The 23,343-nt window shown below is 67.5% G+C and carries 24 protein-coding genes and 1 tRNA gene; 16 read left to right on the top strand and 9 right to left on the bottom strand.

The features are described 5' to 3' along the window. Nucleotides 1–28: 28 nt before the first annotated feature. Complete coding sequence (locus GON09_RS02760) at nucleotides 29–865, top strand: SURF1 family cytochrome oxidase biogenesis protein (protein ID WP_213930495.1); 837 nt, start codon at nucleotides 29–31, stop codon at nucleotides 863–865. Then, entirely contained in the window at nucleotides 862–1,266 is a 405-nt protein-coding gene (locus tag GON09_RS02755; RefSeq protein WP_213930494.1) for a DUF5655 domain-containing protein, read from the top strand. The genes GON09_RS02760 and GON09_RS02755 overlap by 4 nt, the downstream gene beginning before the upstream one ends. A 104-nt stretch (nucleotides 1,267–1,370) precedes the next feature. Here GON09_RS02755 and GON09_RS02750 read toward each other — a convergent pair. The 3 genes from GON09_RS02750 to GON09_RS02740 all read right to left on the bottom strand — a co-directional run bounded on the left by GON09_RS02750 (nucleotide 1,371) and on the right by GON09_RS02740 (nucleotide 2,393). Next, a tRNA-Val gene (locus GON09_RS02750) sits at nucleotides 1,371–1,442 on the bottom strand. Nucleotides 1,443–1,474: 32 nt separating this feature from the next. Continuing rightward, nucleotides 1,475–1,939, bottom strand: a complete 465-nt coding sequence (locus tag GON09_RS02745) for a peroxiredoxin (protein WP_213930493.1) — start codon at nucleotides 1,937–1,939, stop codon at nucleotides 1,475–1,477. A 31-nt stretch (nucleotides 1,940–1,970) separates the two neighbouring features. Then, nucleotides 1,971–2,393 (bottom strand): DUF3052 domain-containing protein, encoded by a 423-nt coding sequence (locus GON09_RS02740; RefSeq protein ID WP_016933310.1) that lies wholly within the window; start codon nucleotides 2,391–2,393, stop codon nucleotides 1,971–1,973. A 326-nt stretch (nucleotides 2,394–2,719) separates the two neighbouring features. Between GON09_RS02740 and aceE the strand changes: the two genes are divergently transcribed. From aceE to GON09_RS02710, 6 genes are all read left to right on the top strand, one after another. After that, nucleotides 2,720–5,569 (top strand): pyruvate dehydrogenase (acetyl-transferring), homodimeric type, encoded by a 2,850-nt coding sequence (gene aceE / locus GON09_RS02735; protein ID WP_213930492.1) that lies wholly within the window; start codon nucleotides 2,720–2,722, stop codon nucleotides 5,567–5,569. A gap of 66 nt (nucleotides 5,570–5,635) precedes the next feature. Next, entirely contained in the window at nucleotides 5,636–6,949 is a 1,314-nt protein-coding gene (locus tag GON09_RS02730) for a PucR family transcriptional regulator (RefSeq protein ID WP_244865359.1), read from the top strand. Nucleotides 6,950–7,077: 128 nt separating this feature from the next. Then, complete coding sequence (locus GON09_RS02725) at nucleotides 7,078–7,995, top strand: ACP S-malonyltransferase (RefSeq protein WP_213930491.1); 918 nt, start codon at nucleotides 7,078–7,080, stop codon at nucleotides 7,993–7,995. A gap of 120 nt (nucleotides 7,996–8,115) precedes the next feature. Beyond that, on the top strand, nucleotides 8,116–8,394 hold the full coding sequence (gene acpM / locus GON09_RS02720) for a meromycolate extension acyl carrier protein AcpM (protein WP_006554441.1): 279 nt from the start codon (nucleotides 8,116–8,118) through the stop codon (nucleotides 8,392–8,394). Continuing rightward, nucleotides 8,391–9,647, top strand: a complete 1,257-nt coding sequence (locus tag GON09_RS02715; RefSeq protein ID WP_213930490.1) for a KasA/KasB family beta-ketoacyl-ACP synthase — start codon at nucleotides 8,391–8,393, stop codon at nucleotides 9,645–9,647. Before acpM ends, GON09_RS02715 begins: the two co-directional genes overlap by 4 nt. Before the next feature lie 90 nt (nucleotides 9,648–9,737). Then, nucleotides 9,738–11,171: an acyl-CoA carboxylase subunit beta gene (locus GON09_RS02710; RefSeq protein WP_213930489.1), complete on the top strand. Its 1,434-nt coding sequence runs from the start codon at nucleotides 9,738–9,740 to the stop codon at nucleotides 11,169–11,171. A 117-nt stretch (nucleotides 11,172–11,288) separates the two neighbouring features. On the opposite strand, the gene GON09_RS02705 is transcribed toward GON09_RS02710, so the two are convergent. The 3 genes from GON09_RS02705 to GON09_RS02695 all read right to left on the bottom strand — a co-directional run bounded on the left by GON09_RS02705 (nucleotide 11,289) and on the right by GON09_RS02695 (nucleotide 13,914). Beyond that, complete coding sequence (locus tag GON09_RS02705; RefSeq protein WP_213930488.1) at nucleotides 11,289–11,798, bottom strand: DUF3145 domain-containing protein; 510 nt, start codon at nucleotides 11,796–11,798, stop codon at nucleotides 11,289–11,291. 123 nt (nucleotides 11,799–11,921) lie between these two features. Next, nucleotides 11,922–12,734, bottom strand: coding sequence for a serine hydrolase domain-containing protein (locus tag GON09_RS02700; protein WP_213930487.1), 813 nt, complete (start codon nucleotides 12,732–12,734; stop codon nucleotides 11,922–11,924). A gap of 52 nt (nucleotides 12,735–12,786) precedes the next feature. Then, entirely contained in the window at nucleotides 12,787–13,914 is a 1,128-nt protein-coding gene (locus tag GON09_RS02695; protein ID WP_213930486.1) for an NDMA-dependent alcohol dehydrogenase, read from the bottom strand. Nucleotides 13,915–14,081: 167 nt separating this feature from the next. On the opposite strand from GON09_RS02695, the gene GON09_RS02690 reads away from it, so the two are divergent. The 4 genes from GON09_RS02690 (at nucleotide 14,082) to GON09_RS02675 (ending at nucleotide 18,716) form a co-directional block, all read left to right on the top strand. Beyond that, the gene (locus tag GON09_RS02690) at nucleotides 14,082–15,737 is read left to right on the top strand and encodes an MBL fold metallo-hydrolase (protein ID WP_213930485.1); all 1,656 of its coding nucleotides are present in this window, start codon (nucleotides 14,082–14,084) and stop codon (nucleotides 15,735–15,737) included. Nucleotides 15,738–15,877: 140 nt separating this feature from the next. Next, nucleotides 15,878–16,297, top strand: a complete 420-nt coding sequence (locus GON09_RS02685; RefSeq protein WP_213930484.1) for a Zn-ribbon domain-containing OB-fold protein — start codon at nucleotides 15,878–15,880, stop codon at nucleotides 16,295–16,297. A 31-nt stretch (nucleotides 16,298–16,328) separates the two neighbouring features. Beyond that, complete coding sequence (locus GON09_RS02680) at nucleotides 16,329–17,480, top strand: thiolase family protein (protein ID WP_213934240.1); 1,152 nt, start codon at nucleotides 16,329–16,331, stop codon at nucleotides 17,478–17,480. Nucleotides 17,481–17,678: 198 nt separating this feature from the next. Continuing rightward, the gene (locus GON09_RS02675; RefSeq protein WP_213930483.1) at nucleotides 17,679–18,716 is read left to right on the top strand and encodes an alpha/beta hydrolase; all 1,038 of its coding nucleotides are present in this window, start codon (nucleotides 17,679–17,681) and stop codon (nucleotides 18,714–18,716) included. 10 nt (nucleotides 18,717–18,726) lie between these two features. On the opposite strand, the gene GON09_RS02670 is transcribed toward GON09_RS02675, so the two are convergent. Both GON09_RS02670 and GON09_RS02665 read right to left on the bottom strand, forming a co-directional pair. Next, nucleotides 18,727–19,689 (bottom strand): endonuclease/exonuclease/phosphatase family protein, encoded by a 963-nt coding sequence (locus tag GON09_RS02670; protein ID WP_213930482.1) that lies wholly within the window; start codon nucleotides 19,687–19,689, stop codon nucleotides 18,727–18,729. Nucleotides 19,690–19,732: 43 nt separating this feature from the next. Beyond that, nucleotides 19,733–20,698: a helix-turn-helix transcriptional regulator gene (locus tag GON09_RS02665; RefSeq protein WP_213930481.1), complete on the bottom strand. Its 966-nt coding sequence runs from the start codon at nucleotides 20,696–20,698 to the stop codon at nucleotides 19,733–19,735. A gap of 61 nt (nucleotides 20,699–20,759) precedes the next feature. Here GON09_RS02665 and GON09_RS02660 point away from each other — a divergent pair, with 61 nt between their 5' ends. Further along, entirely contained in the window at nucleotides 20,760–21,332 is a 573-nt protein-coding gene (locus GON09_RS02660) for a DinB family protein (protein WP_213930480.1), read from the top strand. Nucleotide 21,333: 1 nt separating this feature from the next. Next, a complete protein-coding gene (locus tag GON09_RS02655) occupies nucleotides 21,334–21,771 on the top strand; it encodes a VOC family protein (protein WP_213930479.1) in 438 nt (145 codons plus the stop codon). A gap of 12 nt (nucleotides 21,772–21,783) precedes the next feature. On the opposite strand, the gene GON09_RS02650 is transcribed toward GON09_RS02655, so the two are convergent. Then, a complete protein-coding gene (locus GON09_RS02650; RefSeq protein ID WP_213930478.1) occupies nucleotides 21,784–22,173 on the bottom strand; it encodes a VOC family protein in 390 nt (129 codons plus the stop codon). A 71-nt stretch (nucleotides 22,174–22,244) separates the two neighbouring features. Between GON09_RS02650 and GON09_RS02645 the strand changes: the two genes are divergently transcribed. Further along, complete coding sequence (locus GON09_RS02645) at nucleotides 22,245–22,991, top strand: TetR/AcrR family transcriptional regulator (RefSeq protein WP_213930477.1); 747 nt, start codon at nucleotides 22,245–22,247, stop codon at nucleotides 22,989–22,991. 37 nt (nucleotides 22,992–23,028) lie between these two features. Continuing rightward, entirely contained in the window at nucleotides 23,029–23,316 is a 288-nt protein-coding gene (locus GON09_RS02640) for a hypothetical protein (RefSeq protein WP_213934629.1), read from the top strand. Nucleotides 23,317–23,343 lie beyond the last annotated feature (27 nt).

Here is a 23,343-nt window from a genome sequence, read left to right as displayed (position 1 = left end):
GACGCACCTCACCGGCTACCGTGGATCTGTGCGCCGATTGACATTTCTCCTACGCCCCAGCTGGTTGGTCCTGGCGCTGGTGGTCGTCGGTTTCGCCTATGCGTGCTTCACGGTCCTCGCGCCGTGGCAGCTCGGCAAGAACACGAGCACCGAGGACCGCAACGGTCGTATCGCTGCGTCGATGGCGCAGGATCCGGTTCCCGTCGCCGAACTGCTGGACGGCGACGGCCCGACGATCGAGGACGAATGGCGCCGTGTGCTCGCGCAGGGCTCCTACCTGCCCGAGTCGGATGTGCTCGTACGGTTGCGCAGCGTCGAGTCGCAGCCTGCCTACGAGGTGCTGACCCCGTTCGCACTTGATTCCGGCGGAACGATCCTCGTCAACCGCGGTTACGTGCGGCCGGTCCGCGGCACCGAGATCCCCGAGATCCCGGCCGCGCCGTCGGGCCCCGTCACGCTCGACGCCCGAATCCGGATGTCCGAGGGAACAGTCGACGGCAAGGACCCCTTCTTCGACGCCGGCTACCAGCAGGTCTACTACATCGACGCCCCGCAGGTCGCTGCCGTGACGGGTCTCGACCTCGAGGACGTCTACCTGCAGCTCGACGCCGACCAGGCCGGTGGTCTCGGGATGATCCCCCTCCCCCAGCTCGACTCCGGTCCGTACCTGTCGTACGGCCTGCAGTGGCTGGCGTTCGGGATCATGGCTCCGCTCGGTCTGGGCTACTTCGTGTGGGCCGAGATGCGGGAGCGCAAGAAGGCAAAGAACCCGGAGGCCGGTGGTGACGCTGCCGGGGCTCCCGTGGAAGCGGTGCCACGCACCGCGAGCGAGAAGCTCGCCGATCGATACGGCCGGCCGCGGTGACCGAGCCGACCACCCTGCCCCGATTCGAGGAGCTCCCGATGTACACGACCGTCGACGACTACCTGGCCGACAAGGATCCGGTCGCCGTCGACGTGTTCCGGCACGTGCGGGCCCTGATCCTCGGCCTCGGCGACGACGTCTCCGAGCGTGTGCACGCGTCGGAGATCTCCTGGTCGCGGGGTCTTCTGCCCTTCGCGGCGGCGTTCGTCTACGCCTCGCGTCTCGAGGTGGCCCTGGATCTCCCCCGGCGGATCCACCACGCGACCCTGCGCGAGGCGTTCCCGAAGAAGGGGCCGGTGACGACGCACCGGCTGAGCGTCTCGTCCGTCGACGAGCTCGACGACCACTTCGTGGAGTTGCTGGACGTCGCCTACCGCACCGCGGCGGAACCGCGCGACTGACGCCCCACGACTCCCTTCCGCACGAAAACGCCGGAACCTGGAGTTGTGTGGAGCCGACCCCGCTGGGCGGGGCTCGATCCACCAGAATCGCGAAAACAGGATTGTGGGCGCGGAGGGTTTCGAACCCCCGACCGCTGGTGTGTAAAACCAGAGCTCTACCACTGAGCTACACGCCCGAAAGACGGCGGTAGATGCCGCCGACTTCGCATCAGGACTTTAGCGCGGCGAGCGCTCTGGCCCAAGCTCCCTGGTCACGGGGCTCTCCGGGCTGGTTCTCCTCCGCGAACTGCACGATGCCGTCCTTGTCGATGACGAACGTGCCACGGTTGGCGAACCCGAACTTGTCGTTGAACACACCGTAGGCCTGCGCGACCTCGCCGTGCGGCCAGAAATCGGACAGCAGCGGGAAGGTGTAGCCCTGCTCGGCCGCCCAGATCTTGTGGCTCGGCGACGGGCCGACCGAGACCGCGAGGATGGCGGTGTCGTCGTTCTCGAAAGTGGGCAGGTCGTCGCGGACGGCGCACAGCTCGCCCTGGCAGACGCCGGTGAAGGCGAGCGGGTAGAAGACCAGGAGCACGTTCTTGCTGCCCCGGAAGCTCGACAGCGTCACTTCCTGGTTGTTCTGGTCCTTGAGAGTGAAATCGGGGGCTTCGGCGCCCACGGCGATCGGCATGCGTGTGGATCCTTCGTTCTGGGGAGCCGGGTCAGCGGCGGGGACGGCCGGCCTTGGGCTGGACGAGGCGGCTGCCGATCCAGTCCCCGAGGTTGGTGGCCGTGGTCTGGGTGAGACCGGCCGTGGTGGCCGATTCGGCGATCTCGCTGGGCTCCACGTGATCGGGACGCCCGGTCTTGGGGGTCAGAACCCACACGACGCCCTCGTCCGCGAGGGGGCCGATCGCGTCCATGAGGGTGTCCACCAGGTCGCCGTCGCTGTCGCGCCACCACAGCAGTACGACGTCGACGACCTCGTCGGAGTCCTCGTCGAGCAGTTCGGTACCGGTGACCTCTTCGATCGCAGCCCTCAACTCGTCGTCGGTGTCCTCATCCCAACCGAGTTCCTGCACCACGTGGTCGTGAGTGATACCGAGCTTGGAAACATAGTTCTTGGCATCCGCCGCGGCGACCACGGTGGTTCCTCCTCAGGGTTGTGGTGCGCGAAGCGGGCTCCGCGTACCGACGTGACGATCAATTGGTCAAAGCGAACATCGTCGGAAGCCTCAACGCAACCCGAATCGCTGGGAAAAGCGGGAGAATCTTTCGGAAGAGACCTATTGCACCACCTCGCACCGTGCCCGATCCGTCCGGTTGGCCGGACCACGACGTGATCCTTCGTTCCGGATGGGGGAAGATGAGGGGTGCATCATGTTCAGATGTCGATTGCGTCGGCTCCCACAAGAGCCGGCCGACGGAGAGGGCGCTCCACCTACGCGCCCACCACGATGAGGAGCAGACGTTGACAGACCTGATCCACGGATCCGATTCCCGACAAGGCGCCGCACCGGGCGCGTCGGGACCGGATTCCTCGGCCAAGCCGGCATCGACCAAGGACAACCGAGTCCGGGTGATCCGCGAAGGCGTGGCCTCCTACCTGCCGGACATCGATCCGGCGGAGACCGGCGAGTGGCTCGAGTCGTTCGACGGAATGCTCGAGGCCGCAGGCCCCACCCGCGCACGCTACCTGCTGCTGCGCATGCTCGAGCGCGCCAACGAGCGCAAGGTCTCCCTTCCCGCCCTGACCTCCACCGACTACGTCAACACCATCCCCACCGAGAGCGAACCGTGGTTCCCCGGTGACGAGGAGGTCGAGCGCCGCTACCGCGCGTACATCCGGTGGAACGCGGCGATCATGGTCACCCGCGCGCAGCGTCCGGGTGTCGGCGTCGGTGGCCACATCTCCACCTATGCCTCGTCGGCCGCGTTGTACGAGGTCGGCTTCAACCATTTCTTCCGCGGCAAGGACCATCCCGGCGGCGGCGACCAGGTCTTCATCCAGGGCCACGCCTCCCCCGGCATCTACGCGCGCGCCTTCCTCGAGGGCCGCATCGGCACCGAGCAACTCGACGGCTTCCGTCAGGAGCACAGCCATGCCTCGCTCGGCGGCGGCCTGCCGTCGTACCCGCACCCGCGCCTGCTCCCGAACTTCTGGGAGTTCCCGACGGTGTCCATGGGCCTGGGCCCGATGAACGCGATCTACCAGGCGCGGTTCAACCACTACCTGCACGACCGCGGCATCAAGGACACCTCCGACCAGCATGTCTGGGCCTTCCTGGGCGACGGCGAGATGGACGAGCCGGAATCGCGCGGTCTGGCGCACGTCGCGGCCACCGAGGGTCTCGACAACCTGACCTTCGTCGTCAACTGCAACCTGCAGCGCCTCGACGGCCCGGTGCGCGGCAACGGCAAGATCATCCAGGAGCTGGAGTCGTTCTTCCGCGGCGCCGGCTGGAACGTCATCAAGGTCGTGTGGGGCCGCGAGTGGGACGCCCTGCTGCACGCCGACAAGGACGGCGCGCTGGTCAACCTCATGAACGTCACGCCCGACGGCGACTACCAGACGTACAAGGCGAACGACGGCGCGTTCGTGCGCGAGCACTTCTTCGGCCGCGACCCGCGGACGAAGGAACTGGTCAAGGACCTGTCCGACCAGGACATCTGGAATCTCAAGCGTGGCGGCCACGACTACCGCAAGATCTACGCGGCGTACAAGGCCGCGATGGAGCACAAGGGTCAGCCGACGGTGATCCTCGCGCACACCATCAAGGGCTACACGCTCGGTAAGCACTTCGAGGGCCGCAACGCGACCCACCAGATGAAGAAGCTCACCCTCGAGGACCTCAAGTACTTCCGCGACGTTCAGCGGATCCCGATCTCGGATGCCGAGCTCGAGAAGGATCCGAAGATGCCGCCGTACTACCACCCCGGTTCCGAGTCGCCCGAGATCCAGTACATGCTCGAGCGCCGCCGGTCGCTCGGCGGCTTCCTGCCGGAGCGCCGTACGAACCCGAAGCCGCTGCCGCTGCCCGCCGAGAAGACCTACGACGTGGTCCGCAAGGGTTCGGGCAAGCAGGAGGTCGCCACCACGATGGCGACCGTGCGCGTGCTCAAGGAGCTGTTGCGCGACAAGGAGATCGGCAAGCGCATCGTGCCGATCATCCCGGACGAGGCTCGCACCTTCGGTATGGACTCGTGGTTCCCGTCGCTGAAGATCTACAACCGCAACGGTCAGCTGTACACCTCGGTGGACGCCGACCTGATGCTCGCCTACAAGGAGAGCGAAGTCGGGCAGATCCTGCACGAGGGCATCAACGAGGCCGGTTCGACGGCGTCCTTCACGGCGGTCGGTACGTCCTACGCGACGCACGGCGAGCCGATGATCCCCGTGTACATCTTCTACTCGATGTTCGGTTTCCAGCGCACGGGCGACGGTCTGTGGGCGGCGGCCGACCAGATGGCCCGCGGTTTCGTGCTCGGCGCCACTGCGGGCCGCACGACGCTGACCGGTGAGGGCCTGCAGCACGCCGACGGGCATTCACTGCTGCTCGCGTCGACCAACCCCGCCGCGGTCACCTACGACCCGGCGTTCTCCTACGAGATCGCCCACATCTTCCGCGACGGTCTGCGGCGGATGTACGGCGGCACCGAGGGTGTCGACGGTTTCGGCGGTGAGGACGTCTTCTACTACATCACCGTGTACAACGAGCCGTACTCGCAGCCGGCCGAGCCGGAGGATCTCGACGTCGACGGTCTGCTCCGCGGTATCTACCTGTACAAGCGGGGTGCGGAATCCGGCCCGAAGGCGCAGATCCTGGTCTCGGGCGTGATGATGCCCGAGGCGCTGCGCGCGCAGCAGATGCTCGCCGACGAGTGGGGCGTGTCCGCCGACGTCTGGTCCGTCACCTCGTGGGGCGAGTTGCGCCGCGACGGCGTCGAGTGCGATCGCCAGGCGCTGCTGAACCCGGGTGAGGAAGCTCCGGTGCCCTACGTCGCGTCGGTGCTCAACGACGCGGCCGGTCCGTTCGTCGCGGTCTCCGACTGGATGCGTGCGGTGCCCGACCAGATCCGCAAGTGGGTGCCCGGCGACTACACGGTGCTCGGGGCCGACGGCTTCGGCTTCTCCGACACTCGTGGTGCCGCGCGCCGGGTGTTCAACATCGACGCCGAGTCCACGGTGGTCGCGGTGCTCGCAGCACTGGGCCGCGAAGGTGCCGTCGACCGGGAGAAGGCTGTCGAGGCGGCCCGCACCTACCGGATCGACGACGTGACGGCCGCCCCGGTGTCGATGGCGGATCCGGGCGTCGCCTGACCCACCTCGACGTCACGTCCGTAGTGGCGTGACGGCCGGCTCGCGACCGACGGGTACTTTCGTCCCATGGTCGACGAGCCGCAACTCCGCCGGACCGGGCAGGTACCGGGCGCTCACAGGGAGCGCCCGGTACCGCCTTCGCGTCCCGAGCGGGCACCGCTGCCCGACGCTCTGCTCCGTCGGGTCAAACAGTTCTCGGGACGTCTGTCCACCGAGGCCGTGCACGTCATGCAGGAGCAGTTGCCGTTCTTCGCCGATCTCGACGCGTCGCAACGCTCGACGGTGCAACTGGTCATCCAGACGTCGGTGGTCGATTTCCTCGAATGGGTACGCAATCCCGACAGCGACCTGCGGTTCAGTCTCGATGCCTTCCAGATGATCCCGCAGGATCTCGCACGACGGCTGACGCTGCGTCAGACGGTGGACATGGTCCGCGCCGCGATGGAGTTCTTCGAACAGTGGCTGCCGGCCCTCGCCCGTAACGAGGAACAGCTGGTGGCGCTCACGGAGGCGATCCTCCGGTACGGACGCGAACTCGGCTTCGCCGCGGCCGCCGTGTACGCGGGGGCTGCCGAGTCGCGGGGGGCGTGGGACACCCGGCTCGAGGCGCTCGTCGTCGACGCCGTGGTGCGCGGGGACACCGGTCCGGACATGCAGTCGCGGGCCGCGACCCTCAACTGGGATGCCACGGCCCCGGCGACGGTGATCGTCGGCACTCCCCCACCTGATCAGGGCGTCTCGGTGATCACCACCGTGCACACCGTCGCCCAGGAGCACGGGCGCGCGGCCTTGGCCGTGGTGCAGGGTGAACGTCTGGTGATGGTGGTCAGCGGCGACCTGCACGGTTCGGCGGATGCGGCGACCTTCCGCACCGAGCTGATGCGTGCGTTCTCGGACGACCCGGTGGTGATCGGCCCGACGACACCCACACTGGCGACCGCGCACGTCTCCGCCGTCGAAGCGCTCGCCGGCATGGAGGCTGTGGTGGGCTGGCCGGGGGCTCCCCGGCCGGTGCACGCCGCGGAGTTGCTGCCGGAGCGAGCGCTGCTCGGCGATCCCGGTGCGATCGCCGCGCTCGAGGACTTCGTCGTCGCCCCGCTGGCGGCCGCCGGACCGTCCCTCGCGGACACGCTGGACGCATACCTCGACAGTGGCGGTGCTGTCGAGACTTGCGCCCGGAAGCTGTTTGTTCATCCAAATACCGTGCGGTATCGATTGAAGCGGATCACAGAAGTGACGGGTCGGGATCCCACAAATCCCCGCGATGGGTACGTGCTCCGGATCGCGGCGACGGTAGGTCGCCTGGCACGAAGCCATAACGAATTGAGATCGCCTGCACCACCTGCCACTCGATTCACAATTCGCGAATCGGACACGTAACGTCCCGGGCCTTTCGCCCGATAGCGAGCACCGACGTGCAGATTTGTGGGAACCCCACAAATCGAGAGGCCAGCTTTCATCGCTACCGACATCTCGCGGGCACGGGTTTCCGGTGTTCTCTGGTGATCGTGATTTCGCTGCTTGCCCCCGGCCAGGGGTCTCAAACACCCGGAATGCTCGCCCCGTGGCTCGAGCAATCCGGAGCGCGCGACCGCATCGACCAGTGGTCGCAGACGGCGGGACTCGACCTCGCGCGGCTCGGTACCACCGCCACCGCCGACGAGATCACCGACACCGCAGTGACCCAACCGCTCGTGGTGGCCTCCGCACTCCTCGCCTTCGAGGATCTCGACCGTCGCGGCCTCGTGCCCGCCGACACGATCGTCGCCGGCCATTCGGTCGGCGAACTCGCCGCGGCCGCCATCGCGGGTGTCATCAGCGCCGACGACGCCGTCGCCCTCGCCGCGATCCGCGGGGCCGAGATGGCCCGTGCGTGCGCGATCGAACCCACCGGAATGTCCGCCGTCCTCGGCGGCGCGGAGGACGAGGTGCTCGCGCGCCTCGCCGAGTTGGACCTGACCCCCGCCAACATGAACGCGGCCGGCCAGATCGTCGCAGCAGGGCGCCTGACCGCGCTCGAGGAACTCGCTGCGAACCCGCCCGAGAAGGCCCGTGTCCGCGCTCTGCCGGTCGCCGGCGCCTTCCACACCCGATTCATGGCACCCGCCCAGGACGCCGTGGCCGCTGCTGCGGCGAAGATCACCCCTTCGGATCCGACGCACACGCTGCTGTCGAACTACGACGGCAAGCCCGTCACCTCCGGAGCCGACGCCCTCGAACGTCTCGCAGCCCAGGTCACCCGGCCCGTCCGGTGGGATCTGTGCACCGTCTCCCTGCGCGACGCGCAGGTGAGCCGGATCGTCGAGCTTCCCCCCGCCGGCACGCTGGTGGGCATCGCCAAGCGCGAGATGCGTGGCACGCCCACCGTCGCCCTCAAGACCCCCGCGGAAATCTCCGCTCTGGCCGAAAGTCTTCAACTCGGTTAGGTTGCTGCGCGCGCCGTCGCGCAGCACGGGCACCTCACCGGGACATCCCCGGACCCCCGGTCGGAAACATCCGGCCGGTTTCGAACGACATAGTCGACAGATCGAGAAGGGAGCCACATCGTGGCCGCCACCCAGGAAGAAATCATCGCCGGTCTCGCCGAGATCATCGAAGAGGTCACCGGCATCGAGCCCTCCGAGGTGACCGTCGACAAGTCCTTCGTCGACGACCTCGACATCGACTCGCTGTCCATGGTCGAGATCGCCGTCCAGACCGAGGACAAGTACGGCGTGAAGATCCCCGACGAGGATCTCGCCGGTCTCCGCACCGTCGGCGACGCCGTGAACTACATCCAGAAGCTCGAGGCCGCAGGCGTTCAGGCCACGAACGACAACGAATGAGTTCTGCTGTGACCTCCCCTTCTCCTCGGGCACTCCGCAACGTCGTCGTCACCAGCCTCGCGGCCACGACGTCGATCGCCGGCGACGTGGACTCCACCTGGAAGGCACTGCTGGCCGGTGAGAGCGGGATCGGCACCATCGACGGCGGATTCGTCGACGAGTACAACTTGCCGGTGCGCATCGGCGGAACTCTGAAGGTGAGCCCCGACGAGGGCCTGTCCCGCGTCGAGCTCCGCCGCATGAGCTTCGTCGAGCGCCTCGCGCTCACCCTCGGGCGCACCGTCTGGCAGAACGCCGGCAGCCCCGAGGTCGACAAGGACCGTCTCGGTGTGGTCATCGGTACGGGTCTCGGTGGTGGCGAGTCGCTCATCGACGCCGTCGACAAGCTCCGTGAGGGCGGCTACCGCAAGGTCTCGCCGTTCGCGGTGCAGATGATCATGCCGAACGGGCCGTCGGCCACCGTCGGCCTCGAACTCGGTGCTCGCGCAGGGGTGATCACCCCGGTCTCGGCGTGCTCGTCCGGATCCGAGGCGATCGCCAACGCGTACCGGATGATCGCCTTCGGCGACGCCGACATCGTCGTCACCGGTGGTGTCGAAGGTCAGCTGGACGCGGTCGCCACTGCGGGCTTCGCGATGATGCGGGCGCTGAGCACCCGCAACGACGACCCGCGTGGCGCGTCGCGCCCGTTCGACAAGGACCGCGACGGCTTCGTCTTCGGCGAGGCCGGCGCGCTGATGGTCCTCGAGAGCGAGGAGCACGCCAAGGCACGCGGAGCGACCATCCACGCTCGCGTCCTCGGCGCCGGCATCACCTCCGACGGATACCACATCGTCGCCCCCGATCCGGAAGGCACGGGTGCGGCACGGGCCATGCGGCGGGCGATCGAGACCGCCGGGCTCACCAAGGCCGACATCGGGCACGTCAACGCGCATGCGACGGCCACCCCGATCGGCGACGTGGCCGAAGCCAAGGCCATCAACGCGGCCGTGGGCAACCACGCCGCGATCTACGCCCCCAAGTCCGCGCTCGGTCATTCGATCGGTGCGGTGGGTGCACTCGAAGCAGTACTCACGGTCCTGACGCTGCGTGACGGGGTCATCCCGCCCACGCTGAATCTCGAGAACCAGGATCCAGAGATCGATCTCGACGTGGTCAAGGGCGAACCGCGTTCCGGCCGGATCGATTTCGCGCTGAACAACTCGTTCGGTTTCGGTGGGCACAACGTGGCGCTCGCATTCGGTCGCGCCTGACCGTCGACGCCTGTCCGCCCCTGTGGTGGAGGCTCCGCCCGGAGCCTCCACCACAGCCCACCACCACCGCGTCTGCCCGAGGAGTACCCGATGACCATCCTGGATCCAGCCACCCTGCGTGAGACGTCGGTGGACCCCAGAGATCCGTTGGCCCGTCTCGAGAAACTGTTCGACCCGGGCAGCCTGGAGTTGCTGCACAGCCGCGACAAGTCGGGCGTCCTCGCCGCCGTCGGCGACGTCGACGGCATCCGGACGGTCGCGTACTGCTCCGATGCCACCGTCATGGGTGGTGCCATGGGCGTCGAGGGATGCAAGCACATCGTCTCCGCCATCGACCACGCCATCGACCACGAGATCCCCGTGGTCGGCATCTTCCACTCCGGTGGTGCGCGTCTGGCCGAAGGCGTCGAGGCCCTCCATGCCGTCGGCCTGGTCTTCGAGGCCATGGTGCGCGCGTCCGGTCTCGTCCCCCAGATCTCCGTCGTTCTCGGCTTCGCGGCCGGCGGTGCCGCCTACGGCCCGGCCCTGACCGACATCGTCATCATGGCCCCCGAGGGCCGTGTCTTCGTCACCGGACCGGACGTGGTGCGCAGCGTCACCGGCGAGCAGGTCGACATGGAGTCGCTCGGCGGCCCCGACACGCACACCAAGAAGTCCGGTGTCGCCCACATCGCCGCGCACGACGAGCCCGACGCCCTGCACCGGGCACGCCGTCTCGTGTCGATGCTCGCCGAGCAGGGCGAATTCGACGTCGCCGCAGCGGCACTCGGCGACACCGACCTGCGGGCACTGATGCCCGAGTCGCCGCGACGCGCATACGACGTGCGCCCGATCGTCCACCAACTGCTCGACAACGTCGACGGCGAGTCCGCCTTCGAGGAGATCCAGGCCGGCTGGGCTCGCAGCATTGTCACCGGCTTCGGTCGTCTCGGCGGCCGCACCGTCGGCGTCATCGCCAACAACCCGCTCCGACTCGGTGGGTGCCTCAACTCCGAGAGCGCCGAGAAGGCAGCGCGATTCGTGCGGATGTGCAATGCCTTCGGTGTTCCGCTCGTCGTGATCGTCGACGTCCCCGGTTACCTTCCCGGGGTGAGCCAGGAATGGGAGGGTGTCGTGCGACGCGGCGCCAAGCTGCTCCACGCATTCGCCGAGGCGAAGGTTCCCCGCGTCACGCTCGTGACGCGCAAGATCTACGGCGGCGCGTACATCGCGATGAACTCGCGGGCGCTGGGGGCCACCGCCGTCTACGCGTGGCCGGAGTCCGAGGTGGCCGTGATGGGCGCGAAGGCCGCCGTGGGCATCCTCCACAAGAAAGCCCTCGCCGCGGCTCCCGAGGAGGAGCGCGAGGCCCTGCACGACCGGCTCGCCGCGGAGCACGAGGCGATCGCCGGCGGCGTCGGGCGCGCGATGGCCATCGGCGTCGTCGACGAGATGATCGATCCGGCCACCACGCGCAGCACCCTGGCCGCTGCGCTCGCCGCCGCCCCTGCGGTTCGCGGGCGCCACAAGAACATTCCGCTCTGAAACGGCGCTTCTACGGCAGAAGAACACCGGCATCGCTCCTCGGAGCGATGCCGGTGTTCTCGTATCAGAAAGCTGTGGAGTGCGTTCCGGTCGTGATATCGGGGCGGCGGACCGCGGTCAGCCGACGTCCCGGCGGAGCCACGTCACTTGGGCGCCTTCGTCGCCGCTGCGGTACGGCTCGAGTTCCTCGTCCCATGCCGTCCCGAGGGCGCGGTGCAGTTCGCTCGTGACATCGGAGGCGGAGGACAGCATGGCGCGCAGACGCATCTCTCCGACGACGATGTCGCCGTTGGCACTGGTGGTCCCCCGCCACAGGCCCAAACGGGGGACGTAGCTGAAGCGTTCGCCGTCCACACCCTCGCTGGGGTTCTCGGTGATCTCGAAGCGGAGCATCGGCCACGAGCGCAGCACGTCGGCGAGTCGCGCGGCCGTGCCGACGGGCCCGACCCAGTCGACGCAGGTGCGCAGTAGCCCCGGTGAGGCGGGCTGACCCGTCCACGCGAGATCGGGCCGGCAGTCGAGGATGTCGGCCAGCGCCCACTCGATGTGCGGGCACACGGCCGCCGGAGAGGAGTGGACATAGATCACCCCCGCCGTGGCATCCGCGAATTGGTTGGATGCGCGCATACATTCACCTCCGATTCGACCAGGACGTCTTCCCCAACGACCTTCGCCGATCAAGGCTTCTCCATGCAGGCTGCGTACAAGTGTGCCCGTGTGGCGTGTGTTTCGCCAGCGAACCAGAGAGGTTTATGTGAATTCGGTGATGATCGCGTCGCCGACGGCGGGCCAGAGCGGTTTCGCCCAATCTCCGAACGCACGATCAGTAAGTACCACAGTGGCGACGGAAATTTCGGGATCTACCCAAATGAATGTCCCCGATTGACCGAAATGACCGAAAGTGCGCGGTGAATTCCGCGTGGCGGTCCAATGCGGATTCTTCTCGCCGCGGATCTCGAATCCGAGACCCCAGTCGTTGGGCTTGAACATCCCGTAACCCGGCACGAGTCCGTTCAGCCCCGGGAACTGCACTGCGGTCGCCTCGGCGACCGTCTCACGCGAGATCAGAACCGGGGTGAGCAGTTCGCGCGCGAACAGAGCGAGATCGGCCACCGACGACTGCGCACCGTGGCCGGCCGGTCCGGGCAGGGAGGAGGACCGCATGCCGAGCGGCTCGAAGACCGCCTGCCGAAGGTATTCCGGGAACTCGATACCGGTTTCCGTCTCGACGAGTTCGGCGAGAACCTCGAAGCCCGCACTCGAGTAGATGCGCTTCCTCTCGGGTTCGGTCTGCACGGTGCGCTCACCGAACGCCAGACCCGAGGCGTGGGCGAGCAGATGCCGCACCGTCGACCCCTCGGGGCCCGCAGGCTGATCGAGTTCGATCGCGCCCTCCTCGACCGCCACCAGCGCCGCATACGCCACGAGCGGCTTCGTCACGGACGCGAGCGGAAAGACCTCGTCGAGATCTCCCGTCGACGCGACCGTTCCGCCGTCCCGGGTCACCACCGCTGCGGCGGAACGGTCGACAGGCCAGTCGCTGATCAGATCGAGGCTGTGCACGCGACCAGCCTACGAGACGGCCCGGCGGGGGGAGGTCACCGGTCGGTGCCGGTCACCAGTCGGCTTCGGTGTACCGGATGACGCCGCGGATGTTCCTGCCCTCGAGCATGTCCCGGTATCCGTCGTTGATCTGCTCGAGGGTGTAGGTGCGCGTGACCATGTCGGCCAGGTTCAGTTGACCGGACTTGTACAGGTCGAGCAGGTTGGGGATGTCCACCCGCGCGTTGCAGCCACCGAAGATGTTGCCCTTGAGGTCCTTCTGCAGCATCGAGAACAGGAACGAGTTGAGCTTGACGTCCATGTCGGACATGTAGCCCATCGCCGTGACGACGCACCGGCCGCCCTTGGCCGTGAGTGTCAGTGCCGGATCGACCAGCTCGCCCTTCATCTCGCCCACGGTGATGATCGTCGAGTGGCACATGCGGCCCCACGTGATCTCCATGATGGGCACGATGGCCTCTTCGATGGAGGCGTAGGTGTGGGTGGCACCGAACTTGAGCGCCTGCTCCCGCTTCCACGGCTCCGGGTCGATCGCGAACACGTGGCGCGCACCCGAGGCGACGGCGCCCTGCAGAGCACTCATGCCGACACCGCCGACGCCGATGATGGCGACCGAGTCGCCGGCCTTGACCTCGGCGATGTTCGTCGCCGAACCCCAGCCGGTGGGTACGCCACAGCCGACCAGCGCCGCGAGCTCGAAGGGTACGTCCTTGTCGATCTTGACGACCTGGCTCTGGTTGACCGTCATGTACGGCGAGAAGGTGCCGAGGAGGCACATTGCGATCACGTTCTCGCCGCGGGCCTGAATGCGGTAGGTGCCGTCGGAGATCGCCTGGCCACTGAGCAGTCCCGCCCCGAGGTCGCACAGATTCGAGTGCCCCGAGGAACAGGACGGACACCGCCCGCACGCAGGGATGAAGGACAGCACGACGTGGTCGCCCACCTCGAGACCCACCACGCCGTCACCGACCTTGGTGATCACACCCGAGCCCTCGTGACCACCCATGGCGGGGAAGGACGGCATCGGGGTTGCGCCCGTGACGATGTGATGGTCGGAATGGCACATGCCGGCGGCTTCCATGCGGATCTGCACTTCGCCCGCGACGGGATCGCCGAGGTCGATCTCCTCGACCGACCACGGTTCGTCGATGCCCCACAGCACTGCACCCTTGGTCTTCATCTGGCTCGCCCTCCATCGCATTGCCGGTTCTGCACGTGACGATAGCCACAATCGCACAGAATTGGAACAGGTTCTACATCCTTTCCCGGTCCGGTGGGACACCCGCGCTCGATACGGTGAGAGGCAGTCCCGCGGGTCACCACCGCCCGAGCGTCCGAGGAGATGCCGTGTCCGACAATCCGGAACTCACTTTCCACGGGGCGGCGAGAACCGTCACCGGTTCGTGCGCGACGGTCGAACTCGGCGACGCGCGGATCCTGATCGATTGCGGACTGTTCCAGGGCTCCCGCAGCCTCGAGAACCTGAACGTCGCAGAGTTCGCGTTCCCCCCGGAGTCGGTCGACGCCGTGATCCTCACCCACGCCCACATCGACCATTGCGGCCTGCTCCCCAAGCTCGTCGCCCGCGGCTTCGACGGCCCGATCTTCTGCACGGCCCCCACGGCGGAATTGCTCTCGTTCATGCTTGCCGACTCGGCTCGCATCCAGGAGTTCGAGGCCCAGCGCCGCAATCGGCGACGCGACCGCGCGAACCGCGCCGAATTCCACCCGATCTACACCGAGGAGGACGCCCGTCTCGCCGCGGCGCGCGCCCGGCCGGTCCCCCTCGAAGAGTGGTTCGAGCCGACGCCCGGTTTCCGGGCCCGCCTGTGGAACGCCGGACACATCCTCGGGTCGGCGTCGGCGGAGGTCGAGGCCGGTGGCGTGCGGACGTTGTTCTCCGGCGATCTCGGTCCGGAACAGAAGGCGTTCCATGCCGATCCGGAAGGCCCGACCGGCATCGACCACATCGTCTGCGAATCCACCTACGGAGACCGCTCACGACCCCGGCTCACCATCACCGAGCGCCGCGATCTGCTGGCCCGGGAAGTGAACGAGGCACTCGAGCGAGGCGGCAATCTGGTCATCCCGTCGTTTGCTCTCGAACGCACCCAGGAGCTGTTGCTCGACATCGGCCACCTTCTCGACGACGAGCGCATTCCCGACGTACCGGTCTTCGTCGACTCCCCGCTCGCGATCCGGGCCACCGAGGTCTTCGCCCGGCACGCAGCCGAACTCGAAGACCTCGAGGGACGGAACGTCTTCCGCCATCCCGGTATCCGGTACACCCCCGACGCCGAGGAATCGATGCGAATCGATTCGTTCCGTCGCGCGATCATCATCGCCGCCTCCGGGATGTGCGAGGCGGGACGAGTGCGGCACCATCTCCGGAACAATCTGCACCGCCACGACTCGACTGTGCTGTTCGTCGGCTATCAAGCGCAGGGCACGCTCGGCAGGGTGATCCTCGAGGGCGCGTCGAAGGTCCGGATCTCGGGTGAAGACATCGACATCCGAGCACAGATCCGGCGGATCGACAGCTACTCCGCGCACGCGGACCGCGACGAGCTGGTGCGCTGGATCTCACAGCGCGCGCCGATCTCCGGCACGGTCTTCCTCGACCACGGAGAACCCGACGCCCTCGCCGCCCTCACGGTGTCGCTGCGCGAACTCGACGGAAACCTCCGCGTGGTCGTCCCGGAGATCGGCGCGCGGTACCGGCTCCCAGCGGGCGCTCCCGCCGAGCACATCACCACCGTCGCACCGCCTGCGCCTGTGCGGATCGGCCGCGACTGGCAGAACGAGTACGCCGATTTCGCCACCGGCCTGCGCGACCAGCTGCTCGAGATCGACGACCCGCGTACCCGGGAGCGCGCGATCGCCGCGATGCGGAGAGTTCTCGACGAGTACCGCGTGGGGGTCTCGGCACAGGAGGAGCAACACCGGCACCACTCACGGCCGGGTCGACGCAAACCTCCTCCCCGGCGGAGGCGCCGGTTCTGACCGTCCCCGTCTCCACGAGTCGATGCCTCGAACGATATTTATCCTCTCATTGTAGAGAATGACATTTCCGTCTAACGTAATCCTCATGTTCGACCGCGGCGAGGGCCGCCGCATCGGCATCGGACAACGGAGGACGAACCATGACGACGAAGGCGCTCGCGCCCGACGTATCCACGTGGCCGGCAGAGAACCCGCAGCTCATCGGCAGCCGCTGCGACGACTGCTCCGCGACCACCTGGCCCACCCAGCCGCGCTGCCCCCGGTGCAGCGGGGCGAACATCTCGGAACTGCCGTTGCCGCGGCGCGGCACGCTCGTGGCGTGGACCACGCAGGGCTTCGTACCGAAGCAGCCCTACGCGGGCAACGAGACCGCGGCGACCTTCGAGCCGTTCGCCTTCGGACTCGTGCAACTCGGTGACGTGGTCCGCGTCGAGGCCCGCCTCACGGAGAACGACCCGGAGAAACTGCGCCCGGGCATGGAACTCGAGCTCACCTTCGTCCCCTTCTACACCGACGACGACGGCACCGACATCGTCACGTGGGCCTTCGCGCCGATCTGATCCGCACGCATCCCATCGAGGAGTTCCCGACATCATGAACGACGTTGCCATCATCGGGGTGGGCCTTCACCCGTTCGGTAGATTCGGCGCCAAGTCGGCCATCGAAATGGCCGCAGACGCAATCCAGCTCGCCCTCGAGGACTCGGGTGTCGCCTGGAAGGACATCCAGTTCGGCATCGGCGGCAGCTACGAGGTCGACAACACCGACGCCGTCACCCGCCTCGTGGGCCTGACCGGCATTCCCTTCACCAACGTGTTCAACGCGTGCGCGACGTCCGCGAGCGCGATCGAGCAGACCGCGGACGGGATCCGTTCCGGCAAGTACGACATCGGCATCGCGGTGGGCACCGACAAGCACCCCCGCGGCGCGTTCACCGCCGACCCCGCCATGCTCGGCCTGCCCGCCTGGTACGCCGAGAACGGGCAGTTCGTCACCACCAAGTTCTTCGGCATGAAGGCGAACCGTTACGCCATCGACCACAACATCTCGCACGAAACGCTCGCCCGGGTCGCGGCGAAGAACTACCGCAACGGCGGGCTCAACCCGAAAGCCTTCCGCCGCACCGAGTTCAGCATCGAGGAGATCCTGTCGTCCCCGATGCTCAACTACCCCCTCACGGCGAAGATGTTCTGCGCTCCGGACGAAGGTGCCGCCGCGGTGATCATGTGCCGCGGCGACTTGGTGTCGAAGTACACCACCAACAAGCCGGTATACCTGCGCTCCACCGCGATTCGGACGCGCACCTACGGTGCGTACGAGGTCCACGCGACGTGGGCGTCGGTCGAGGAGGACGTCTCCCCCACCGTCTACGCCGCGAAGGCCGCCTACGAGGCCGCCGGAATCGGTCCCGAGGATGTCGACGTCGCTCAGCTCCAGGACACCGACGCCGGAGCGGAAGTCATCCACATGGCCGAGACCGGGCTGTGCGCCGACGGCGACCAGGAGAAATTGATCGCCGAGGGTGCGACCGAGATAGGTGGATCGCTCCCGGTGAACACCGACGGCGGGCTCATCGCCAACGGTGAACCCATCGGGGCCTCCGGCATCCGCCAGGTCCACGAACTGGTTCTGCAGCTGCGCGGTCAGGCGGGCGAGCGTCAGGTCCCGGGCGAGCCGAAGGTGGGTCTTGCTCAGGTCTACGGCGCACCCGGCACCGCAGCCGCATCGATCCTGTCACTCTGAGTACCACTCAACCGCTCGAAAGTTCGGCCGCCGCACCAGGTCCCGGGTGCGGCGGCCGAACCCGTTCCGGCGTCCCGAGAGTTGGGAATCACAGTACCCCGGGGCACTTTTCGCAACCGGGGGAAGGTACTGTCCAGCCCAGCGGGTCGAGCCTGGGGAACGACTCATCAGCATCAATTCGAGTCGAGGAGTTCATCCGTGCGTCGATCCGTCGTGTCCCGTCGTGGTTTCCGTGGCCTCACGATCGGTCTCACAGGCCTGTCCATCCTCGTGTCCGGCGCTGTCACCGCGCAGGCCGACCCTGCTCCGGGCAGCACCGAGCCCGCCACCGCCTATGTCGACGGTATCGACGAAGTGACCGACCAGCACTGGACTGTCCGCGTCTACTCTCCGGCGATGGACACCGTCGTCCCGCTCGACGTCCTGCGTCCGGCCGACCCGAGCGAGCCGCGGCCGGTCGTCTACGCCCTCGGCGGCGCGGGTGTCGGCGTGATCGACGGCACCGGGTGGATGGAGAGCAGCGACATCGCCGAGTTCTTCTCGGACAAGGACGTCAACGTCGTCGTTCCCGCCACCGGCAACTTCAGTTACTTCACCGACTGGGACCTCGACGACCCGGTTCTCGGCCGCAACCAATGGCAGACCTTCCTCATCGAGGAACTGCCGCCCGTGGTCGACGAACTGCTCGACACCGACGGGAAGCAGTCGATCATCGGGATGTCCATGAGCGCGGGTTCCGCGCTGGACCTCGCGATCCAGAGCGGAGACCTGTACTCCGGTGTGGCATCCTTCAGCGGATGCGTGCGCACCAGCGACCCGGTGGGACAGCTGTACGTGAAGCTCGTCGTCGAGCGTCGCGGCAAGGGCGATGTCGAGAACATGTGGGGTCCGGCCGACGGTCCGCGCTGGGCCGAGCACGACGTCTATCTCAATGCGGAACGCCTGCGCGGCAAGGCCTTGTACCTGTCGAGCCGCAACGGTCTACCCGGCCCGTACGACATCCCCGGCCAGGAACGGGCGGCAGGCGAATCGTTCGCCACGCAGATCGTCGCCGGCGGAGCGATCGAGGCCGCGACGAACATCTGCACGCGACAGCTGGTGGACCGGCTCGAATCCCTCGACATCCCGGTCACGGCCGAACTCGACTCCGACGGAACGCATTCGTGGGGTTACTGGGAGGACGATCTGCGCACGGCGTGGCCGATCCTCGCCGAGTCGATGAACGTCGAACCCTGATCCCACGTCGTCACGCCCGGGGACTCAACCGGATCCGGGCGACCACCGCGAGGTGATCCGCTCCGGGCAGTTCGACGGACTCGAACGAGGTTGCCGTCGCGTCCGCGACGAGGACGTGGTCGATCGCGACGAGCGGCGGGCCGGATTTGTCGGTCGGGTAGGTGCGCACCGTCCCCGCTCCCACTTGCTCGGCAGCATCGGCGAAGCGCCCCGAGAGCAACGCGCGGAATTGCGAATGGCCCTGAGTCGCATTGAAATCACCGCCGACGACCGCGGGGACGTCCGCCGGAGACCGATCGAGGATGTCCTGCAGTCGTGACAGTTCGGCGGCCCAGTCCTGCGTATCGAAGACCGGCGGCACGGGGTGGAATGCGTGCACTGCGACCTGTCCCGCTCCCGGTACGTCCGCGACCGCGGAGAGTTGGTGGAACATGAACCCGTCGTGTTCGACGGTGTCCGACAGCGGAAATCGGCTCCAGATTCCCGTACCCGACGCCAGCTGTCCGGGAACGAGATATCGGTGGGGCAACATGTCGTCGAGACCGGCACGGGTGAGCCCCTCGACTCCCGCAGAGGTGAGTTCGTTCACCGTGAGCAGGTCGACGTCACGCTCCCGGACCCGGGCGACGACGACGTCCGGATCGGCACCCCCGTCGAACAGGATGTTCGCGTGCATCACCGTGATGTCGGGTCCCGTCCCGGACGCGGTTGTCGCGACGTGGAGAGGTGCCTGTGTCCAGATGGCCGGCGCGGCGACCGCGGCCGCCGCGAGGACTCCGATGACGTGACGGCGAGCCCCGAACACCACCAGCCCGATCAGCGCTCCGACCATCAGATACGAGGCGCCGGACGCTGCGAGCACCAGGGGCCGAGCCGACGACGTACTGAAATGGAGCGCGAGCCCGACCGCGCCTGTCGCGGTCGCTGCCCACCCGAGACCGTCTGCTCCGAGCCGGAGCCACTTCGCCGTCACCTACGCCACACAACCATGCGACGGGTCTGTATGCGAGGACCCGTCACCGATCGACACGGGCGGCGATCGCGGCGAGGCGCGCCGCGAGCCGTTCCGCAGCCTTCCGGAGTTCCGGTGGCTCGAGGACGACTGCCTCGAAACCCATTCGCGCGACGTGCATCACGACCCAGTCCGGGTCGTCCGCACCGACGACGAGCACGCACCATCCGTCCCCATCGTCCTCGACTCGCCCGACCTGTGGCGGCACCATGTCGCGCACGTGTTCGGCGTCGGCCCGCAGGCGGATCCGCGCGATGTACCGATAGGGCGACTCGGTCACGGACCGCTGGACGTAGGCCACCGGATCAGGATGCTGCCGCGGCCGGAACCGCCACATCGTGGGTGTCACCTCGCGCATCCGGTCGAGCCGGAAGGTACGCCAGTCGTCACGGTCGACATCCCAGGCCATGAGATACCAGCGCTGTCCCGCGGCGACCATCCGTACCGGTTCCACGGTGCGCTCGTCGTCCGCGTCCAGGCGGGTGGTGTACCGGAACCGCACACGGGTCGCGTCGCGGCAGGCTCGGGCCAGGGCCATCAGCACGTCGACGTCGATCTCCGTGCCCGCGCCGACGACGGTCTCGGTGGCGCCGTAGATCGCCCGCACCTCCTCGCGCAAGCGTGGTGGCATCACCTGGTCGAGCTTGGCCAGTGCGCGCAGCGCCGCCTCGGCGGCGCCGGCGATCGTGCTGCCCGACGCCAGTCGCAACGACACCGCCGTGGCGATCGCCTCGTCGTCGTGCAGAAGCAGCGGCGGCAATCTCGTGCCGGCTCCGAGCTGATAACCGCCCCCGACTCCGGGAGTCGCGCGCACGGGATAGCCGAGAGCACGCAGACGATCGACGTCGCGACGCACCGAGCGATCGGTCACGCCGAGTTCCGCGGCGAGCTCGACCGCGGTCCAGGACGGGCGGCTCTGCAGCAGTGCCAGCACCCGCAGGACCCGTTCGGTGGTCGACTCGACGGTCATACGACGATGGTCGCACAGATCACGGACCGAATCTGTCCGCAATATGCGTCAGCCTGGAGTCATGACGGAACTCGAATGGAACCACCTACTGCGACAGCAACTCGACTATCCGGTCCGCCACCGCCTCGACGGCCTTACCGACGACGAATACTTCTTCGAGCCCGCACCGGACTGTTGGAGTGTGCGGCCGCGCGGGACGAGTACCGCTCCCGTGCAGGGGGGAGCCGGAGCGATGACCATCGATTTCGCGTTCCCCGAACCCGATCCACCGCCGTTCACGACCATCGCGTGGCGGCTCGGGCATGTGATCGTCGGCGTGCTGGCGATGCGCAATGCGAGTCACTTCGGGCGGACCCCCACCGACTACACGTCGTTCGAGTACGCAGCGACAGCGGACGAGGCCCTCGCCCAGCTCGATACCGAACTCTCGACGTGGATCGCAGGCGTCGAGTCCCTCGGGGAAGACGGACTCGCCCGCCCGTGCGGTGAGGCGGAAGGACCGTACGCGCAGTACCCGATGGGCATGCTGGTCCTGCACATCCACCGCGAACTCATCCACCATCTGTCCGAGGTCTGCCTCCTGCGGGACCTCTACCTGCATTCCCGTACCCGAGCCCGACAGGAGACGAGCTGACATGGCACGCGATATCCAGATCACGTTCGATTGCGCCGATCCCGGAGCCCTCGCGGAGTTCTGGGCCGACGCTCTCGGGTACGAGATACAGAAGCCGCCCGGCAATTTCGTCTCGTGGGACGACGCACTCGACGCGATGGGAGTGCCGCTCGAACGACGCAACGACGCGTCGGCGGTCGTCGATCCGGACGAGGCAGGGCCCCGGTTGTTCTTCCAGAAGGTGCCCGAGGGCAAGCAGGCCAAGAACCGGGTGCACCTGGACGTGCGTGCCGCGCCCGGACTCGACGGCGCCGAACGCATGGCGGCCCTGGAAGCCGAGGCCGAACGGCTCATCGCGCGCGGAGCCACGCGCCTGGAACGTCACGACCCGGCGCCGCCGTTCGGGGCCGGCCACATCGTCATGAGCGACCCCGAGGGCAACGAATTCTGCCTCGACTGAACCTCGCTCAGGTCAGGCCGGTTCGGAGACCCAGTGGACGAGTTGCCAGATGATCCCGTTGGGGTCGGCGAACTGGCAGTACCGCTCGCCCCACGGCTCGGTCTCCGGCTTGGTCACCACCGTCGCACCGGCCTCCGCGATGCGCGCGAACTCGGTGTCGACGTCGTCGACGACGAAGGCGATGAGCATGCCCTGCCCGGCCGGTCCGGCGACGGATTCCGGCTTGAACGTCGCCAGCCCGGTACGCAGGAACACGATGTTGAAGCCTGCGTCCGGGTGACTCAGCGAGACGAATCCGTCCGCCGACATCTCCTCCGTGAAGCCGAAGTGCCGGATAGCGAAATCGGCCGAGGCGGCCGTGTCGGCGACGTTGAGCGACAGCGCTGTGGCGTTGATTTTCATAAGACCTCCCGCGACAGAAACCTTGTACGACGTATAGAGTACTCCCGAGGACGAGATTCCGGGAGGCACTTATGGCGCGCGATCTGATCGACCTGCTGTGGCGCGACCATCCCGACGCGCCCACCGGCGGTTCACGCGGCCCGAAAGCCAAGGTCACCACTGCATCCGCCGTGGACGCAGCCATCACCGTCGCCGACGCGGAAGGCCTCGAGGCCGTGACGATCCGCCGCCTCGCAACCGACCTGGGGATTTCCGCGATGGCCCTCTACACCCATGTCGGATCGCGCGACGACCTTCTCGTCCTCATGGTGGACCGGGTACACGCCCGGCAACCCCGGGCGCGCTACGAATCCCCGTCGTGGCGGGATCGGGTACGGCACGTCGCCGAAGCCGAACTCGAGCATTACGCCGCGCACTGGTGGCTGCTGGACGTCGAGGATCAGCGCACGGCCCTCGGCCCCGGCACGATCGCGAAGTACGACTACGAACTCCACGCCTTCGACGGGACATCCCTCGGCGACATCGATCGCGATGCTGCACTGACGTTCGTCGCGGACTTCGTGCGCGGTGCGGCGCGAGCGCGACGTCCCGATCCGCACGCCCCCGACATGAGCGAAACCTGGGCCAGGTGGAACGAGCGATTGGCGCACTATCTCGGCGACGAACACCCGCTCGCGCAACGGGTGGGCGCGGCAGCCGGAGCGGAGATGAACGCCGCCTACAGCCCGGATCACGCGTGGGAGTTCGGACTGCGGCGCGTCCTCGACGGGCTCGAACCACTCGTCTCGAATGGCGGGGTGCGACCCACCGGGGAATGATTTCCCCGAAGGTTCGTACGAGAGATTCGAGGTTTTCATGAAGCGATTCGCCGCGGGCGTGCTCGGTTGTGCCGCAATCGCGCTCGCAGTGCCGGCGACGGCAAGCGCCGACATCTACCTCCGGCCCGGCGTCTCCCCCGTTGCGGACACCGACGAGGCACCCCCGGAACTGACACCGGAAGAGCGTGCGGAGTGGGAGCACTGGTGGTTCCACATGGAGTGCCGGTACACGCCGTTGCGGCCGGATTGCCTCGGCCACAACATCGTCGAGACGTTCGCTACCGGTTCGGGAGGTAACCGGGACAAGCCGCTCGGCTCCTCGTAGATCCGCCCGTCCGCCCCGATTTCAGTG

The organism is Rhodococcus sp. B50 (genome assembly GCF_013602415.1).
Classification (GTDB): domain Bacteria; phylum Actinomycetota; class Actinomycetes; order Mycobacteriales; family Mycobacteriaceae; genus Rhodococcus.
The sequence above is the reverse complement of the archived record's forward strand: the minus strand, read 5'-3'. Positions and strand labels throughout refer to the sequence as shown.